The organism is Methylophilus aquaticus (assembly GCF_030769565.1).
GTDB classification, from domain to species: Bacteria; Pseudomonadota; Gammaproteobacteria; order Burkholderiales; family Methylophilaceae; genus Methylophilus; species Methylophilus aquaticus.
This window is the reverse complement of record NZ_JAVCAP010000036.1, coordinates 1-16,499: the sequence shown is the minus strand read 5'-3', so window position 1 is coordinate 16,499 and position 16,499 is coordinate 1. Positions and strand designations below refer to the sequence as shown.

Below are 16,499 nucleotides of genomic sequence, written 5' to 3'. Positions count from 1 at the left end.
ATTATGCTCCTGTGCTGGTTCAGGCGGATTGCTTGACTGCGATGTTTCCGCAAGCTTGATTGGCGGGAAGGGCGACATCAATATGCTTGGGATACGCCAGTTTTAAATTAGCCATGATCTCGATAAATGCTTCACGCGATTGTTGACCACCCAGACGTTTGTTATTCTGTTTCTCCTGGCCGACGCTAGAGACCGTGTTGCCGTTGTAGTCATGTCCTGGAAAAATCAGTGTTTCATCCGGCAAGCTGAAAATTTTGCTGTGTATGCTGTCGTAGAGTTGTCCGGCATTGCCTTGCTGAAAGTCGGTTCGGCCACACCCTCCGATGAGCAGTGCATCCCCTGTGAAAATACGGTCTCCCACGTAATAACTGACGCAGCCGTTGGTATGCCCCGGGGTGTAACGCACTTCAATATCCATATGGCCAACCGATAAGTGGATACCGTCGGTCACCAGCAAATCACCGCACATGGCCCCTGCATCGCGGTGGACCACACTCTTGCTGCCCAATCTTTTACGTAAGGTATCTGCGCCGGTGACATGATCAGCATGCACATGGGTTTCCAGGGTGTATACCAGCGTCAGGCCATGCGAGGCTAATGCCTGCACATACTGTTCTACGTCGCACTCCACGGTGTCTATCAATACCGCCTGGCGGGTTTGCTCACAGCCTAGCAGATAGGTGAATGTGCTGCTGTCCGGTTCAAAAAACTGCTGAAAAATCATGAGGGCTTCTCCTGAGTAAGACTTACAAAAATATAGCAAAACCGGTGCCATGGAGAGGGTTATGTAATTTCTTAATATATTTCAAAGGGTTAACGATATTTTCCATGTCATCTCATAGTGTATCGTGTTTCAATGAAACACTTGATATGTTTCAATTATTTGTTTCATAATAAAGGATGAAACAAATTACCCCTGAATTTTTCGCAACTGCCCGTGGACTGAGTCGCGCGCAGGGCGAGTCACTTGCGCGTATGATTTCTTTGATCATGCCTGATGCGGCGGTGTTTACCGTCGATCAGCACAAGAAAATCAGTTACTGGAGCCCCGGGGCCGAGAAGTTGCTGGGGTTTGGTGAAGCCGAGCTGAAAGGGGAGAGTTGCCTCACCGCCAACCGCTGCGTGCAGTGTATGCGCGGATGCGGGTTAATCGATTCTGGCAAGGTTGAGGCAGCCCCTCTGTTATTGCATCGCAACGATGGCCGTACGCAGGCAGTACTCAAGTATGCCATGGCGTATGTGAGCGAAGATGGTGGATTTGATGGCGGGCTGGAGGTGCTGATTCCGCAGCGCGCGTTGGCTGCGACTGATTTGCCCTTGCAGCAGTTGAGTGAAAAATATGGCCTGATCAGCCACTCGCCAGAAATGCTTAAAGTGCTGGAAATGATACGACGGGTGGCTGCGACCGATATTCCGGTGCTCATCCGCGGGGCGTCAGGCACTGGTAAAGAGCTGGTGGCCAAGGCTATTCATGGTGAGAGTGCGCGCAGTCATGCCCCTTTTGTTGCGATCAACTGCGCAACTTTAAATGCGGGCGTGCTGGAAAGCGAGTTGTTTGGGCATGTGAAAGGCGCGTTCAGTGGTGCTGTGCGTGACCATGCCGGGCTATTTGAACGTGCGCATGGCGGCACTTTATTTCTCGATGAAATTGCAGAATTGCCATTTGAACTGCAAGCCAAATTGCTCCGTGTGCTGGAAACCGGCGAGTATTTACCGGTCGGTGCCGAGCGGCCGCTGCAGACGGATGTGCGGATTGTCACGGCGACGCACAAGGCCTTGCGTGAAGAGGTGAAGGCGGGCAGGTTTCGACAGGATTTGCTGTTCCGTTTGCGGGTTATCCCCATTTTTCTGCCGGATTTACAGGCCCGTAAACAGGATATCCCGCTGATTGTGCGCCAGTTGTTGAAACAACAGTTTACGCAGGGGGCATTGCCTCAGGTCACCGAGTCTGCCATGCAACAGTTGCTGGCGTACGACTGGCCGGGGAATGTACGTGAGTTACGCAATGCTGTGCATTATGCGCTGGTGATGAGTGATGGCCATTACATTCAGGTGGCTGATTTGCCGCCGGAGATTCAGACCAGTGTCGCAGCAACGCAGGACACGGCGAAATCGCCCCGCCAGGCTTTGTCAGCGCACATCATTGAAGCAGAAATTACAGCTTGTGCTGGCAATTTAACCTTGGCTGCCAAACGCCTGGGCGTCGGGCGCACGACACTGTGGCGCTATCGCAAACAGTCTGCCATCAAGGCTTGAGCCATGACTGCCTATGGCTTGTGCAGGGTGTCGGCCAGGCCTTTCGCCAGCCAGTCATAGACCAGACGTATTCTGGCGGGTACCGGGGATTTGTTGGCACGATAGACATATACATTCCATGGTGTGGGCGTGATTTCTGGCAGCACTTGCACCAGCGTGCCCGCCTGAATATGCGGGGTCGCCAGAAAGCTGGCCAATTGCCCGATCCCGGTGCCAGCCAATACCGCCTGGTATTCATAAATGGCATCGTTACTGGCGATCACGGGTTGCCTGGGGTGCCAGGTGGCGCCCGCATTTAAAAACCATGGCCAGGGTCGGCCTGTTTTCGGGTCCAGCATGACAATGGTCGGCAATTCTCCCAGTGCTTCCAGTGTTTGGGGCATGCCATAGCGTGCAATCAGTGCGGGGGCGGCCACCATGCAAAAATGGCATTGTGCCACCACTTTGGCAATCAGCTGGCTGTCACGCATGATGCCTACGCGTATGCCGATATCAATTTGCTCGGCCACTACATCACTGTGGTCATCTGAAAAACAGAGTTCGATCTGTAACTGTGGATGCAATGCAAGCAATTCGCTGATCAGCATGGGCAGGCTGGAATGGGTAAGCGCATTGGGCGCAGCGATGCGCACCACGCCGCTGAGGCCATTGTCTGCGGCTTCGGCAGGGGTGAAAATAGCATCCAGTTGATGCAGGCTGAGTCTGGCACGTTGCGCCAGTGAAATGCCAAACGGCGTGATCTGGCTATGGCGCGTATTGCGGAAAAATAACACTTCGCCCAGTTGTGTTTCCAGCGCGCTGATGGCCCTACTGACGGCTTGTGGCGAAACGCCAAGCCGGATAGCGGCCTCTTTAAAACTGCTGGTTTCTGCAGCTGCGCAGAAAATTCTCAGCATTTCGACTTTGTTTAGCATGATGATTGGCTTTCCAACACAGAGCTATTCCATAAAATAGGATAGTAATGGCTTGAAGATAACATTTTTGGATGACTGGGCGATGGCATGGCAGGCAGACTTGCCATGCGCTGCAATTGGTCTGGTGTCCTTGCGAGAGCAAACTCCGCAGCAATACCAGCCGACTCCCGTCAAGTGACTCAATGAGCAATAGACTGCCGCGCATTGCGCGCAGTGACAACGCTATGTGAATCAGCCTTTTCCAAACAAGCGGCTGTGCAGCCACATACCAGCCAGCATGCTGGTCACAAAAATCCACGGTTTGGCACTGCCAAACAGCAATGCGACCATGGCAGGCCCCGGACAAAATCCGGCCAGGCCCCAGCCTGCGCCAAACAAGACTGCGCCCATCACCAGCTTGCGGTCTATCCGTGTGGTGTCCGGCAGATTGACCGGCCAGCCCAACAGGCTGGTGGATTTTCTGGCGGCCTGCCTGAAGGCAAAAAAACTGACGGCAATGGCCCCCAGCATCACAAACATCAGCGAAGGATCCCAGTCGCCGGTGATGTCCAGAAATGCCAGCACTTTGGCCGGATTGGTCATGCCGCCGATGATCAGGCCGATGCCAAATATCAGGCCGGAAAAAAAAGCGATCAGGGAAATAGTGCGCATGGGGAATCCTTCCGTTAAGTCAGCACATGTCTGGTCAGCCAGACGACCACGATGGCTGTTGCCATGAAAGTGAGGGTGGCCACCAGGGAACGTATGGACAGGCGTGACAGGCCGCATACTCCATGCCCACTGGTGCAACCTGAACCGAGGCGCGTACCAAATCCAACCAGTAAGCCGGCTGCTACCAGTTGCGGCCAATCGGCGGTAATCAACATTGCAGGCAAGGGGGCAATCAGTTGGTACAGCAGCGGTGACAGTAACAAGCCCAGGGTGAATGCGCCTCGCCATTGCCGGTCTGATTTGGCGCCCTGCCAAAGCTGGCCGACGATGCCACTGATTCCGGCAATCTTGCCGAGATAGAGCACCATCAGCGCTGCGGACAGGCCGATCAGCAGGCCGCCGATCAGGGATTGCCATGGAGTAAATGCTGTCATGTCTTGGTCACTGCCTTTGCGTCATATCACCAGATTCCCGTTGAATGCACATGGCCGGGTTTCGTTTGCCACACTGTCAATTATACGCAATCGCTGCGCCTGATGTCAGTGGCTGGTCACAGAGAGGATATCGCGGTGTCCTCCTAAAGACTTGTGATCTTTCATGAAATGATGCAGTCATATCATTGTATTGATATAAAATTAATTTTTTAAGGGTATTGTCTGGAGTGTGATGTTACAAGCATGGATTGAGAGTTGGCATGTGCCATTATTTAAAGAACCGGTATTTACAAGGATGCTGCTGGTATTTGTACTGACACTGATCCTGCATGGTCTGGCGACCTTTGTACTGCGGCGATGGCGCAGGGCCGCCGCCGGCACCCAAAGCACGCTGGACGATATTGTGACGTATGCAGCCATCAAACCTGTACCGCTGGCGCTGTGGCTACTTGGGCTGAGCTATGTGGTGCGTATCTACGCCAAAGCCCAACAGTGGGAAGAACTGCTGGAAGTCGTGACGCAGGCACGTAATATTGGACTGTTATTCAGCGTTGCCTGGTTTTTCTGGCGGGCGATCAATGAGTTCCGCCAGGTATACCTGATGCGCAACACGAGGTCCGAGGCCGACGTTGATCAGACCACGGTAGACGCCTTGTCCAAGCTGGGGCATCTGGTGGTGTTCGTGATTACGCTGATCACGCTGCTGCAAACGATGGGGGTCAGCGTGTCGGGATTGCTGGCTGCCGGTGGGATAGGCGGGATTGCCATTGGTTTTGCCGCCAAGGATATCCTGGCTAATTTTTTTGGCGGCCTGACCATCTATCTCGACAGGCCGTTCAGCGTGGGCGACTGGATACGCTCGCCAGACAAGGACATTGAAGGTACAGTAGAAATGATCAGCTGGCGGCATACCCGGATCAGGCGGTTTAACAAAAATCCGATTTATGTGCCCAATATGCTATTTACTACCATTACCGTCGAAAACCCGTCTCGCATGAGCCATCGACGCATTCATGAGGTGATCGGTATCCGTTTTGCAGACCTCGACAAAATGGCTGGCATCGTCAGTGCAGTTAAACACATGCTGGAACAGCACCCGGACATTGATGCGACGCAAACGCTGATTGTCAATTTTGTTACCTTCAACAGCGCCTCACTCGATTTTATGGTGTATGCCTTTACGCGGACCCGGGTATGGGTGGAGTACCATGCGGTCAAACAGGATGTGTTGCTAAAAATTGCCGAAATTATTCTCGCACATGGGGCACAACTTGCCTTGCCCGCGCAAACCCTGCACATGGCACCGCCGCTGCCGGTGACCGCCGAACAGCCCTCAGAACGGCTGGTCAGGTAGGCCAATAGCAGTGTCTTCCGGAATACGATCCAGATGGGCCAGCCGAGCTTGCTGTTCCAGCATAAATGCCGAAAGCGCCTGTTCAGACAGGGGTTTGCTGTAATAAAAGCCTTGTCCAAGATCGCAGCCACTATGCAACAGGAAAGTATGCTGATATTCGGTTTCAATGCCTTCGGCAGTCACCGATTTGTGCAGACTTTTACCCAGGTTAATCAACGCCAGCAGAATATTGCCATTGGTCACACTTTGTTCCAGATCGCAGACAAACGCCTTGTCAATTTTGAGCTCATCAATCGGGTAGTTTTTCAGGTAAGCCATGTTCGAATAGCCAATACCGAAGTCATCAATCGCAATACATACCCCCAGACGCTTGAGTTGTTCCAGTGTGCGCATGAACATCACTTCATCTTTGAAGCGCGCGTTCTCGGTCACTTCCAGGGTGATCAGATAGGGTGGAATGCGCTCTTGCCGCAACACTCTTTGCACGGTTTCAACCAGGTTGCCGCGTAAAAACTGAATCGGGGAAACATTGACCGATACCGGGATCAGGTAGCCGAATTCCTGCTGCATGGATTTGACTTTGCGGCAGGCGGTTTGCAATACCCATTCGCCAATCGCAAAAATGTGGCCGGTTTCTTCGGCCACAGGAATAAACTGGTCTGGCGGCACCAGTCCCCGGTCAGGGTGCTGCCAGCGGATCAAGGCCTCCAGCGCGCTGACGCCGCCGTGTTTCATATCAATTTTCGGTTGATAGTACAGCATGAGCTCTTCTCGTTGCAGCGCATGCCCCAAGCCATATTCAATTTCATTGCGCTCCCCCAGTTGTTTTGCCAACAGGCCGCTGAATAACTGTACCTTGTTTTTACCGGCATTTTTTGCACTGTACAGGGCTGAATCCGCACAACTCAGCAACGCGTCACTCTCGGTAGCATGGTCGGGATAAATGCTGACACCAACACTGCACGTCATGTTAAACACATAATCATTAATCTCTATCGGTTGCGAGATGGTTTCCATGACGCGTGCCAGCAGCGGTTCGGCATCGTCCGCAGCACGCAATCCCGGATAAAGCATGACAAATTCGTCACCGCCAAAGCGTACAATCGCATCGGTCGGGCGTGTGCATTGAATCAGTCGTTGCGCAATCTTTTCCAGCAACTTGTCACCGGCCCGATGACCCAGCGTGTCATTAATCAGTTTAAAGTGGTCAAGGTCGATAAACGCGATCGCAATTTTGCGATGCGCTTTGTCTGCTTCTGCAATCAGACTCGCCAGTTTGCCACTGAACGCATGGCGGTTCAGTAAGCCTGTCAGGTTGTCAGTAACCGCTTGCTGACGGATGATGTGTTCATTGTTCTTGCGCTCGGTGATGTCCTCCACCGTGCCTTCATAGTAGAGAATTTCGCCCTCTGCATCATGTACGGCATGGGCATTCTCTGAAATCCAGATTTGCTGTCCATCATGTTTATAAACCTGCGATTCAAAATTCTGCACACGACCCTGCGCACGCACGGCTTCGGTAAACTCGGCACGACGGCTGTCAGAAACATACAATTGCGTGCTGATATTGTTCAGATAGCCAATCAGCGCCTGCGGTGAGGCATAGCCATATAAGTCTGCCAGTGCCTGATTGGCATTCAGGTACATGCCTGACTTGGTGGTTTGAAACATGCCAAGTGTGGAGTTCTCAAACATCGAGCGGTATTTCTGCTCTGCACTGAACAGATCCTGCTCTATGCGCTTGCGGTTACTGATGTCCTGAATAATCCCTTCCAGTGCAATCGCTTGTCCCGATTGGTCAAAAATGGCACTGCCGCGCTCGGCCACCCAGATAATGTCGCCATTGGCCCGGATAATCCGGTATTCCAATTGAAAGCGTTGACCATGGGTAACGGCTTGCGCAATAGTTTCTCTGGCTCGGGCACGGTCTTCAGGATAGGTGATATTTTCGTAGGAGACTTGCTGGTTATTAAGCAAAGCTTGCGCTGGATAGCCAGTCAATGCTTCACAGCCCTTGCTGATATAGGTCATGGTCCAGTTCAAATCATACAGGCAGCGATAGACCATGCCGTCCAGATTATCCAGAAGGGTATCCAGAAGTCGTTGCTGGTTTGAAGTGAGTGTTGGGTCCATCAATTCGTTTTGTAGTAAATGCGGAATGTTTGGATGTTTCATTCAGGAAACCGCCAACGCGTCTGCTTGTACCGCGTGTCTGGCGACCGCTTTTTGCCACAGACTTTCTGCTGTGACCAATGTGAGCATGCTGTGATGAGCATCCGCTTGTGCAATATTGGCAATCGCAATGCCTGGATTATGGCTGCCCCCTTTAAACAGGCTGTGCATAGGCTGGATTTGTGATTGTGATAAATAGGGAATTTCACCCAGTGCCGAGACAAACAGTCCAAATTTGAGATTACGTGCTTTGTCTTCGATGACGATCATTTGCCGATAGTCGGTAAAGTAATGTGCATGCCCCAACATGCGCGCGAGATCTATCACCGGAATCACCTCGTCACGATAGGCATGCATGCCTGCGATAAATGGCGCGGCAGCAGGCAATGTGCGCAATTGACCCTCGTCACAGACCTCCAGTACATGCCGTGTTTCAATGCCCATCCAGGTATTGCCTACATAAAAAGTCGCGTATTCCTGTGTTTCCTGACCATATTCCAAAAACAAATTCGGATTGAATTTGTTATGAATAATTTGTGACTCTGCACTGATGCGCTGGTTGATTTCATCGACTTTGCCCAGCGGTGTGAAAATCATCGCCACCACTTTGTTGCGATAACTGTCTTGTGGACCTTTGTATTCGCGATAGCCATAGGCGGCATGTGCGCCAACTGCATAGTATGTGTTTTGATCGACAGCAATATCAAACAGCTGTTCTCCTTCTTGCAGTTTGCCAATGGCCGGCATCAGTTCAAAGCTGTTGCCGACGACGATGTCGCGCCGACTGCTGGCAATCACGTGTGATTGTTCGCTGACAAACACTGTGAAACTACCCGCCACCGGCAGGTTGTCACCATCTTTAGGAACCACATCTTTCAGCATGGCCTCAAACTGTGGTGCACTGTCAAATACGATGGCAATGCCGCCCACAATGCTGTTACCATCCAGATGACGGACGGGTGCAGCGTACACGTAGGTGTGCTTGCCCTCATACAAGGCCGTTTGCTCAAAGCGCGAAACCACATAATCCTGCGTTGACTGGCAACTGCGTGTGCGGCCCACCCACTCTTCCTGCAACGGTGTGCCGACCAAGGCTTCATAGCGATGGTTAGACACTGCGATGACCTCGCCTTTGCGGTCAAACACGATCAGGTTGTCATACACCGTATACAAGCTGTTGATATAGCCAAGAATACTGCTGACCTTCTTTTTATCATCTACAGAAAGATGGTTCTGGCCTAACAGCGCACGAAAGCTGTATGTCAGTGCCCACCAGCGAACGTCATTGGCACGTTCATACAGGTTTCTGTCCATGATGTCGACGGCCAGTTGCGCGTAAAAACTGGAGTTCTCCAGCATCACCGAGACCACGGTCTGGTAAAGCTCGGAAACCATCTGTTCAATGATCTGCTGGGTTTTATGTCCGGTATTGCTGATCTCGCACAACAGGGTTTTCGAGAAGTTTTTTTGCTGGGTATCGACATAATTGCTTTGCCAGATATTGCCGTTCCAGACTGACTGGTTCAGTTTGCTCTGAATGCTGGCAGCCTGCTTGGGGATATTGAGCAGGCTGTCAGAAAAAATCAGCGGGCTGCGCATGACTTTACGCAGCACATCCGGGTCAATATGCTCGACCACTTCACGCATGGTGTGATTAAAGGCCTGTTCCAGCGGAATCATCGCCTGTCCCAGCCAGCCGGGGCCAAGATAGCCCTGATAGCCTTCAGACTGTTTGGTTACACATAGATACTCGCGACCGGAGAAGCGGCAAATAAACCAGTCCTGCGCCGGTTCAGCACACAAAGTTGCGCCTAATGGAATCTGGTAAGCATCGCTGGAGGCAATCACATGGCGCTGTTCATCCAGTAATACACCAATCGCCCAGTCATCGTGGCTGATCAGATTGCGAAAAATAGTATCCAGTTCATTGACAAATTTAAAGCACAAACACAGTACACCCAGTACCGTACGTCCGTCTCTGCTACGCACTGTATGGGCATACACCAATGATTTATATGTGCGTCCGTTAATTTCTGTTTCATAAAATCGCTCGATGTAAGGGGCGTCGGACTGCTGTGCCAGCGCGACAATCGGATGCTGATCGTCCAGCGTAGTCTGGTCAGACTCCAGCTGATGAATCAGTTTGCCTTGCGCGTCGAACAATACAATATTTTCATACACCGTATATTTTTTCTGGTACTCCTGAAAACGGATCGCGATATTGTCGGTATGTCTTGCTTCCAGCGCGCCTGCTGCATGGTGTTGCAGAAAATCCCTCACATCATCATCGGTGGCAAAAAAGCCAATATCCGCCGTGCGTTCAAACAGGTTTCGTACCAGCAAATTAATGATCACAAATGCCTTGGATGAAAGTTGTGCTGCTGTTTTGTGCAAAGTTTCATTGGATAGATGATGCAACACATCGTTCGAAATAGTGTTAAATGCACTGCGCGTATGCTCCATTTCCGAACCGGTGCCAGAGAGTTGGGCAAGCAATGCCAGGCTGTCCCAAGCGTTTTGTAATTGATAAATGCGTGCACGAAAGTCGTTCACTTTCTTAAAATGGCTGGCGAGCTCTTCTGTCAGGGGCTGTTTGTACATCTTTTACTTTCAAAAACCGGGCTGTTCGGGTCTACATCGGGACTTTAAGAGCAAAAACGGTTCCTGAAACCGCAGGTGTGGGATGGGATAAGCAGGGGGAATTGGCCTCTTTCTTCTGAATTGAACCGCAGACGCCATCTAGACTGCGTGTAAAAGTATGTTTATCACAATTTATTGGGCATAAAACAGCCATGGATGAGGCCGTTTTGCACTGAGATGGAGCGGATTTCACCAGATTGGTGCAGCGAGAATGTCTGTTATTTGTGCCATTATAGGAGGATGATTGATTTTTTTTAAACGGGCACAAGAACTGCTCGTAAAGGCATGAAGGAGCAAGAATGATTAATAGTGCATTTGAAATTCACAATGTTTCCGAGGCGATTCGCGACGCGGTTGCCCCGGTTTTTTTATTGACAGGCATAGGCTCTGTGCTAGGGGTGTTGATTGGCCGTTTGGGGCGTTCGATAGACCGTGCGCGCTTTTTGACGGACTCTCCGGCAGAAAAAAGAGAGCGATTCAAAGATGAACTCAGGATCATTGTCCGGCGTACCAAATGGCTGCGGCGGGCGATTGGCCTGGCCACGTTTGCGGCCTTGTGTATTTGCGTATCCATTGCCAGTATGTTTATTTCGGTAGAAACCGGGTTTCGCATGCCGCATCTGGTGATGGTCTCGTTTATTATTTCCATGGCCTCCCTGATTCTGGCGCTGCTCAGTTTTTTGCGCGAGATTGTGCTGGCTTCGCGAGAAGTGATTGTGCCATTTAAACAACTCGATCAGCAGGCTAATCCCCCCCCTGCCGATTAGCCTGATAAAAGCCCGCAAGCATCCGTTTGTGACCGCAGGCCTCACCCGGCTGTGCATCGTCATGGTGCGTGCTGGGATGGCAGGGGACTTTCCGGCTGGTAGCTTACGGTGGCGCCCGTCTGTAACAGGCCACCCTGAATCACCCTGGCGGTGATGCCGCCATGGCCGCGCATGGCATTGTAGCCACCCCTGCCCAGCACCGTTTCCATTTTTGAACAGGGCTCGCAAGGGCCAGTGACTTGCAGGATCACCTCCCCTATCGTTAACACCAGTGGCTGGTCTTTAAACAAACTTTTGGCTGCCAGCAGGTTGAGTCCGGAAACCACCAGGTTTCTGCGTAATACAGCCGCATCCAGGCTGTATTTTCCTGTGAGCGCGGCAATCACCGGCAGGTGTTCGGCCTGGATCAGCGTGACCTGGCGCTTGCTGCCCAGTGGCTGGGAGGAGCCCCGTTCACCGGTGTAGTCTCCGCGCAGGCCCTGTCTGGCCAATGCCTCGGCCTGTTGCACCGAAACACAGGGTTGTCCACGTTGTGGTCGCAAATAAATGGCCTGCAAGAGACCGGGTTGACCAAATTGCAGTGTCAACTGGCGCAAAGAGTCTGTATACATGCACGCATCTTGCCCGAAAGTGCGTGCGTTGTCAGCCTGCCAAACCCGACACATTTTGATACAAAAGCCAGGAAACTTCAGGGCGTCGGCCGATTCTAACCAAGTGAATTTGCTTTAAAAAGTAATGTCATTCATTTGCAGGAAAGGAATCCCACATGCAAGAAATATTTCAATCAAAAGCCAAACACTGGATCACCGTACCGCTGGCCGTGGCAGCCTTGTTTGGTGCGGGCTACTTGGTCAAAGAGTCCCCTTTGATGACTCAGGCCCAGGCGACTGCGCCGGTCACCGCGCAACGCATGACTGCGCCAAGCGCCTATATTACCCTGCCCAATTTCGCCAGCATTGCGGACAGTCAGGGCGCGGCAGTGGTCAACATCAGTGTGACAGGCACCGTGAAAACAGCCGCCATCCCCGGTGTGGATCCAAATGACCCGATGTTCGAGTTTTTCCGCCGCTTTCAACCCAATATGCCGCAATCGGAAACGCCGGTGAGCGGCATGGGCTCCGGCTTTATCGTCAAGTCTGACGGGGTGATTCTGACCAATGCCCATGTGGTGGATAAAGCCGACGAAGTCACCGTCAAATTGACTGACAAGCGCGAGTTTAAAGCCAAGGTGATCGGCGTAGACAAGCTGACCGATGTGGCTGTGCTTAAAATTGAGGCGAAGGATTTACCCACCGTAAAAATCGGCAATATCCAGAACAGTCACGTCGGCGACTGGGTGGTGGCGATTGGTGCGCCGTTCGGCTTTGAAAATACGGTGACTGCCGGCATTATCTCCGCCAAGTCGCGTGCGCTGCCAGATGAAGGCTATGTGCCTTTTCTGCAAACCGATGTGGCCATCAACCCCGGTAACTCTGGCGGCCCGCTGTTTAATTTAAATGGTGAAGTCATTGGTATCAACTCGCAGATTTACAGCCGCAGTGGGGGCTATCAGGGGCTGTCATTCGCTATTCCGATTGATGTGGCCATGGGGGTCGAACAGCAGCTGGTTGAAAAAGGCAAGGTCAGTCGCGGTCGCCTGGGTGTGGGTGTCCAGTCCATCAATCAGGATCTGGCCAGCTCCTTCGGGCTGACTAGGCCGGATGGCGCGCTGGTCAGCAATGTGGAAAAAAATGGCCCTGCTGATAAAGCCGGGTTGGAGCCAGGAGATGTGATTCTCAAATTTAATGGGCAAAGCATAGACCGCTCCAGCGAGCTGCCGCCTCTGGTGGCCAATATGGCCCCTGGCAGTTCAGCCAAAATGGAAGTCTGGCGTAACAAGCAGCTCAAAACACTGAGTGTTAAAGTAGATGAAATGCAGGTGGCGGGCGCCACAACTGCTGTGCCTGCCGAAGACCAGCAGGCGAGATTAGGTTTAAGTGTGCGCCCGCTTTCTGCACAAGAGTTGGCCCAGGCGCAAGTGAAGCAAGGCTTGCTGGTAGAGCAAGTTGCGCATGGCCCGGCGGCCCTGGCTGGCATACAGCCGGGGGATGTGATTCTGGCGGTGAATGGTGACCAGGTCAGCAGTGTGAATGACCTGCGAAAAGGGCTGGATCAAAACGCCAAGAATGTGGCATTACTGGTGATGCGCGGAGACACTAAAATTTACGTACCCGTGAAAATCAGTTAGCAATCACCAGTGAATAAAAATCACTGGATATTGTGGATGTGATTCCCTGTTGCCCCGCATGTGCGGGGCTTTTTTATCTTCACTGGCGGTGGTGGTTTGGCAACGCCAGTTGCTCAGGTAGAATGCAGATATGCATACATTTAATATTGCCCCCATCGCGGATGAAGCTCTCCACGCAGCATTGCTGCATCAGATCAACCAAAAAACAAAACCGCTGGGCGCGCTTGGCCGTCTCGAAACCCTGGCCTTGCAGATCGGACTGGTGCAGCAGGCCGAGCACCCGGCGCTCAGGCAACCAGGCATGCTGGTGTTTGCTGCAGACCACGGCGTGGTTGAGGAGGGTGTGAGCCCTTACCCACAAGCGGTCACCTCGCAAATGGTCTTGAATTTTCTGAACGGCGGTGCCGCCATCAACGTGTTCGCGCGCCAGCATGGGTTTTCCCTGAGTGTGGTCGACAGTGGCGTCAATGCCATCTTTGAGCCACATCCGCAATTGATCGATGCCAAAATTGCGATGGGCACCGCCAACTTCCTGCATCAGCCAGCCATGACCGATGACCAGTGTGCGCAAGCCATTCAGCGCGGTGCGCAAATTGCGCGTAATGTAATCAGCCAGGGCTGTAATGTGCTGGCGCTGGGCGAGATGGGTATCGGCAACACCTCCAGTGCCAGTTGCATGATGAGCCTGCTCTGCGGTTTGCCCTTGCACCAGTGTGTAGGGCGTGGCACCGGCTTGAATGATGCCGGATTGCAGCGGAAACTCAGTGTGTTGACCACCGCATTGCAAACCCATCATGTCGATGCGCAAAATCCGTTGCAAGTGCTCACTACCTTTGGTGGCTTTGAAGTGGCGATGATGGTGGGTGCATTGCTGGCTGCCGCCGAGGCGCGCACGCTGTTGCTGATTGATGGCTTTATCGCCACCTCTGCATTGCTTGTGGCGGCCAAACTTTACCCCAGTGTGATGGACTACTGCGTATTTGCGCATTGCTCTGACGAGAGCGGCCACAGTGCCATGCTCAGCCATTTAAAAGCGCAGCCCTTGCTGCATTTGTCATTGCGGCTGGGCGAGGGCACCGGTGCGGTGCTGGCTTACCCCTTGTTGCAATCGTCTCTGGCCTTTTTAAATGAAATGGCCAGCTTTGAAAGCGCTGGCGTCAGTCAAAGCAGTGCGTCCACCTGAAACACTGATGTTTAGATGAATTCTGTGCAAAACCGCTTTCAATCACTGCGCGCAAGCCTGTCACAACAGCGGCGTTATTTTTTGCTGGCGGTTGGCTTTTTTACACGCCTGCCAGTCCCGTCACTGCCTGATTTTCAGGAAAGTGAACTGCAGCATGCGGCCAGATATTTTCCGCTGGTCGGTGTGCTGATCGGCCTGTTGGCAGCCATCTTCTGGTGGCTGGCGAGCTGGCTGTTTCCCCCAGCCCTGGCGATTTTGTGCAGCATGGCAGCCACCATTTACCTCACCGGCGCTTTTCATGAAGATGGCCTGGCCGACAGTGCGGATGGCCTGGGCGGAGGCATGGACCGCGCACGTAGACTGGAAATCATGCAGGATTCCCGGCTGGGCAGCTATGGCGCCATTGCGCTGGTGGGCATGTTGTTGTTCAAGTTTCAGGCCTTGTCTGCGCTCACCCCCGCCATTTTGCCGTTTGCCATGATCACTGCCCATGCGCTGAGCCGTCTGATGGCTGTGTACATCATGGCCACAGCCAGCTATGTGCGGTTTGCGGGTAAATCCAAACCCATAGCGACGACATTAACGCACGCTGAGTTGGTCTATGCCAGCGTGTTTGGCCTGCTCTGCTGGCTGGGATTCAGCCTGATGCTGGGTGTCAACCACTCCCCGGCTGCGGCCATGCGATTTGTATTACTCACCGGCTTGCCTGTATTGGCCATCTGGATGTGGTGGCGTAATTTAATTTTACGCAATTTGCAGGGCTACACCGGCGATACGCTGGGCGCCACGCAACAACTCACCGAACTCGCTTTTTATTTGGGCCTCGTGGCCTGGGAACATGTGGCATGAAGCTTACTTTAGTCCGGCACACCAGTTTACAAATCGCCGAAGGCATTTGCTATGGCCAGAGTGATGTCGATGTGTCCATCAATTTTGCCACTGAACTCTCGCAAGTCCGGCAGAAACTCATGCACGAAAAAATAGATGCCGTGTATGCCAGCCCCTTGCAGCGCTGCAGCAAACTGGCGCATGCCTTGGGCTTCGACGGCATTTTGCATGACGAGCGCTTAAAGGAACTGCATTTTGGTGACTGGGAAATGCAATCCTGGAACGATATCCCCCGCGAGCTGTTTGATGTCTGGGCGCAGAACTATGCCGAAATGGCCCCGCCTAACGGTGAAACTTTTGCCGCATTGCAACAACGTGGTGTCCAGTTTCTAGAAGAAGTGAGCGCTCGCCATGCAGGCCAGCATGTACTGGTAGTCACCCACGGCGGCATGATCCGCGCGCTGATTGCGCATACAATCAATATGCAACTTAAAGGCCTCTTCAGGTTTCATGTCGATTATGCCAGCCTGACCCGGCTGGATTTTTCGAGCAGCATTCCCAATATTGAGTTTGTGAATCGCTAATCCAGAACTGATGTGTGCGACCTTAGGGTAAGGCTAGCAACCCCAACTGCTTTAAAAATTCATTGTGTTTGTCTTTAGCTGCCTTGATTTTTTCTTCGGCAGCTAATAAATCGGCATTCACCTGGCGCAAATCAATTTCCTGCTCCGCCACTGAAGTACTGATATAGCGCGAGATATTCAGGTTGTAATCATTCTTCTCAATTTCAGCCATTGAAACACGGCGAGAATAACGCTCAATCTCATTGCGATATTGATAGGTTTCTACAATTTTGTCTATGTGACCATCCAGCAAACGGTTTTGGCGTTTACCTTTTTCAAAGTGGTCACTAGCGTTAATAAACAACACATCATCTGGCTTTTTACAGCGCTTGAGAGAGGTGGCCCCGTTTAGTTGGACAGAATCTTTGAAGTTTTAAGTGAAATATCTTGCGATTCTGTTTAAGCTGCCTTGGGTGTTGCGGGCAGGTGTTTAAAGTAAAACTCATCCGG

The 16,499-nt window shown here is 52.3% G+C and carries 15 protein-coding genes and 1 pseudogene; 8 read left to right on the top strand and 8 right to left on the bottom strand.

Annotated elements, in window-relative coordinates; all coding sequences use genetic code 11:
• Positions 1-19: 19 nt before the first annotated feature.
• Positions 20-724, bottom strand: coding sequence for an MBL fold metallo-hydrolase (locus Q9291_RS13515; protein WP_306390647.1), 705 nt, complete (start codon positions 722-724; stop codon positions 20-22).
• Between the two features lie 176 nt (positions 725-900).
• Between Q9291_RS13515 and Q9291_RS13510 the strand changes: the two genes are divergently transcribed.
• Positions 901-2,256, top strand: a complete 1,356-nt coding sequence (locus tag Q9291_RS13510) for a sigma-54 interaction domain-containing protein (RefSeq protein WP_306390646.1) — start codon at positions 901-903, stop codon at positions 2,254-2,256.
• A gap of 11 nt (positions 2,257-2,267) precedes the next feature.
• On the opposite strand, the gene Q9291_RS13505 is transcribed toward Q9291_RS13510, so the two are convergent.
• Positions 2,268-3,170 carry a LysR family transcriptional regulator gene (locus tag Q9291_RS13505; protein ID WP_306390645.1) on the bottom strand — a complete coding sequence of 301 codons (903 nt, stop codon included), beginning with the start codon at positions 3,168-3,170 and terminating at the stop codon, positions 2,268-2,270.
• A 52-nt stretch (positions 3,171-3,222) separates the two neighbouring features.
• Between Q9291_RS13505 and Q9291_RS13500 the strand changes: the two genes are divergently transcribed.
• Positions 3,223-3,348 (top strand): hypothetical protein, encoded by a 126-nt coding sequence (locus Q9291_RS13500; protein WP_306390643.1) that lies wholly within the window; start codon positions 3,223-3,225, stop codon positions 3,346-3,348.
• Between the two features lie 53 nt (positions 3,349-3,401).
• Here the strand turns inward: Q9291_RS13500 and Q9291_RS13495 are convergent, their stop codons facing one another.
• Both Q9291_RS13495 and Q9291_RS13490 read right to left on the bottom strand, forming a co-directional pair.
• Positions 3,402-3,821 carry a DUF6691 family protein gene (locus tag Q9291_RS13495; RefSeq protein ID WP_306390642.1) on the bottom strand — a complete coding sequence of 140 codons (420 nt, stop codon included), beginning with the start codon at positions 3,819-3,821 and terminating at the stop codon, positions 3,402-3,404.
• A 14-nt stretch (positions 3,822-3,835) separates the two neighbouring features.
• Positions 3,836-4,255: a YeeE/YedE family protein gene (locus Q9291_RS13490; RefSeq protein WP_306390641.1), complete on the bottom strand. Its 420-nt coding sequence runs from the start codon at positions 4,253-4,255 to the stop codon at positions 3,836-3,838.
• A gap of 232 nt (positions 4,256-4,487) precedes the next feature.
• On the opposite strand from Q9291_RS13490, the gene Q9291_RS13485 reads away from it, so the two are divergent.
• On the top strand, positions 4,488-5,609 hold the full coding sequence (locus Q9291_RS13485) for a mechanosensitive ion channel family protein (protein ID WP_306390640.1): 1,122 nt from the start codon (positions 4,488-4,490) through the stop codon (positions 5,607-5,609).
• Here Q9291_RS13485 and Q9291_RS13480 read toward each other — a convergent pair.
• Positions 5,589-7,784: a sensor domain-containing protein gene (locus Q9291_RS13480; RefSeq protein WP_306390639.1), complete on the bottom strand. Its 2,196-nt coding sequence runs from the start codon at positions 7,782-7,784 to the stop codon at positions 5,589-5,591. The two genes, Q9291_RS13485 and Q9291_RS13480, sit on opposite strands and share 21 nt — an antisense overlap.
• On the bottom strand, positions 7,785-10,382 hold the full coding sequence (locus tag Q9291_RS13475) for a chemotaxis protein CheW (RefSeq protein ID WP_306390638.1): 2,598 nt from the start codon (positions 10,380-10,382) through the stop codon (positions 7,785-7,787).
• A 338-nt stretch (positions 10,383-10,720) separates the two neighbouring features.
• Here Q9291_RS13475 and Q9291_RS13470 point away from each other — a divergent pair, with 338 nt between their 5' ends.
• On the top strand, positions 10,721-11,188 hold the full coding sequence (locus Q9291_RS13470) for a DUF2721 domain-containing protein (protein ID WP_306390636.1): 468 nt from the start codon (positions 10,721-10,723) through the stop codon (positions 11,186-11,188).
• Positions 11,189-11,247: 59 nt separating this feature from the next.
• On the opposite strand, the gene Q9291_RS13465 is transcribed toward Q9291_RS13470, so the two are convergent.
• On the bottom strand, positions 11,248-11,799 hold the full coding sequence (locus tag Q9291_RS13465; protein ID WP_306390635.1) for an MOSC domain-containing protein: 552 nt from the start codon (positions 11,797-11,799) through the stop codon (positions 11,248-11,250).
• Between the two features lie 155 nt (positions 11,800-11,954).
• Between Q9291_RS13465 and Q9291_RS13460 the strand changes: the two genes are divergently transcribed.
• The 4 genes from Q9291_RS13460 to cobC all read left to right on the top strand — a co-directional run bounded on the left by Q9291_RS13460 (position 11,955) and on the right by cobC (position 16,010).
• Complete coding sequence (locus Q9291_RS13460; protein WP_306390634.1) at positions 11,955-13,415, top strand: DegQ family serine endoprotease; 1,461 nt, start codon at positions 11,955-11,957, stop codon at positions 13,413-13,415.
• Between the two features lie 130 nt (positions 13,416-13,545).
• On the top strand, positions 13,546-14,598 hold the full coding sequence (gene cobT, locus Q9291_RS13455) for a nicotinate-nucleotide--dimethylbenzimidazole phosphoribosyltransferase (RefSeq protein ID WP_306390633.1): 1,053 nt from the start codon (positions 13,546-13,548) through the stop codon (positions 14,596-14,598).
• A 57-nt stretch (positions 14,599-14,655) separates the two neighbouring features.
• Positions 14,656-15,447: an adenosylcobinamide-GDP ribazoletransferase gene (locus tag Q9291_RS13450; RefSeq protein ID WP_306390700.1), complete on the top strand. Its 792-nt coding sequence runs from the start codon at positions 14,656-14,658 to the stop codon at positions 15,445-15,447.
• Positions 15,444-16,010 carry an alpha-ribazole phosphatase gene (gene cobC, locus Q9291_RS13445; protein WP_306390632.1) on the top strand — a complete coding sequence of 189 codons (567 nt, stop codon included), beginning with the start codon at positions 15,444-15,446 and terminating at the stop codon, positions 16,008-16,010. Before Q9291_RS13450 ends, cobC begins: the two co-directional genes overlap by 4 nt.
• A gap of 22 nt (positions 16,011-16,032) precedes the next feature.
• Here cobC and Q9291_RS13440 read toward each other — a convergent pair.
• Positions 16,033-16,362 (bottom strand): annotated as a pseudogene (locus Q9291_RS13440) (N-6 DNA methylase); the annotation flags it as partial.
• Positions 16,363-16,499: the final 137 nt, after the last annotated feature.

Bases quoted from the DNA above. Each gene is read 5' to 3' on its own strand.
- Q9291_RS13510 (WP_306390646.1), top strand. From the start codon at position 901: ATGAAACAAATTACCCCTGAATTTTTCGCAACTGCCCGTGGACTGAGT.
- Q9291_RS13505 (WP_306390645.1), bottom strand. From the start codon at position 3,170: ATGCTAAACAAAGTCGAAATGCTGAGAATTTTCTGCGCAGCTGCAGAA.
- Q9291_RS13515 (WP_306390647.1), bottom strand. From the start codon at position 724: ATGATTTTTCAGCAGTTTTTTGAACCGGACAGCAGCACATTCACCTAT.
- Q9291_RS13470 (WP_306390636.1), top strand. From the start codon at position 10,721: ATGATTAATAGTGCATTTGAAATTCACAATGTTTCCGAGGCGATTCGC.
- Q9291_RS13480 (WP_306390639.1), bottom strand. From the start codon at position 7,784: ATGAAACATCCAAACATTCCGCATTTACTACAAAACGAATTGATGGAC.
- Q9291_RS13475 (WP_306390638.1), bottom strand. From the start codon at position 10,382: ATGTACAAACAGCCCCTGACAGAAGAGCTCGCCAGCCATTTTAAGAAA.
- Q9291_RS13485 (WP_306390640.1), top strand. From the start codon at position 4,488: ATGTTACAAGCATGGATTGAGAGTTGGCATGTGCCATTATTTAAAGAA.
- Q9291_RS13495 (WP_306390642.1), bottom strand. From the start codon at position 3,821: ATGCGCACTATTTCCCTGATCGCTTTTTTTTCCGGCCTGATATTTGGC.
- Q9291_RS13460 (WP_306390634.1), top strand. From the start codon at position 11,955: ATGCAAGAAATATTTCAATCAAAAGCCAAACACTGGATCACCGTACCG.
- Q9291_RS13490 (WP_306390641.1), bottom strand. From the start codon at position 4,255: ATGACAGCATTTACTCCATGGCAATCCCTGATCGGCGGCCTGCTGATC.
- cobC (WP_306390632.1), top strand. From the start codon at position 15,444: ATGAAGCTTACTTTAGTCCGGCACACCAGTTTACAAATCGCCGAAGGC.
- Q9291_RS13465 (WP_306390635.1), bottom strand. From the start codon at position 11,799: ATGTATACAGACTCTTTGCGCCAGTTGACACTGCAATTTGGTCAACCC.
- cobT (WP_306390633.1), top strand. From the start codon at position 13,546: ATGCATACATTTAATATTGCCCCCATCGCGGATGAAGCTCTCCACGCA.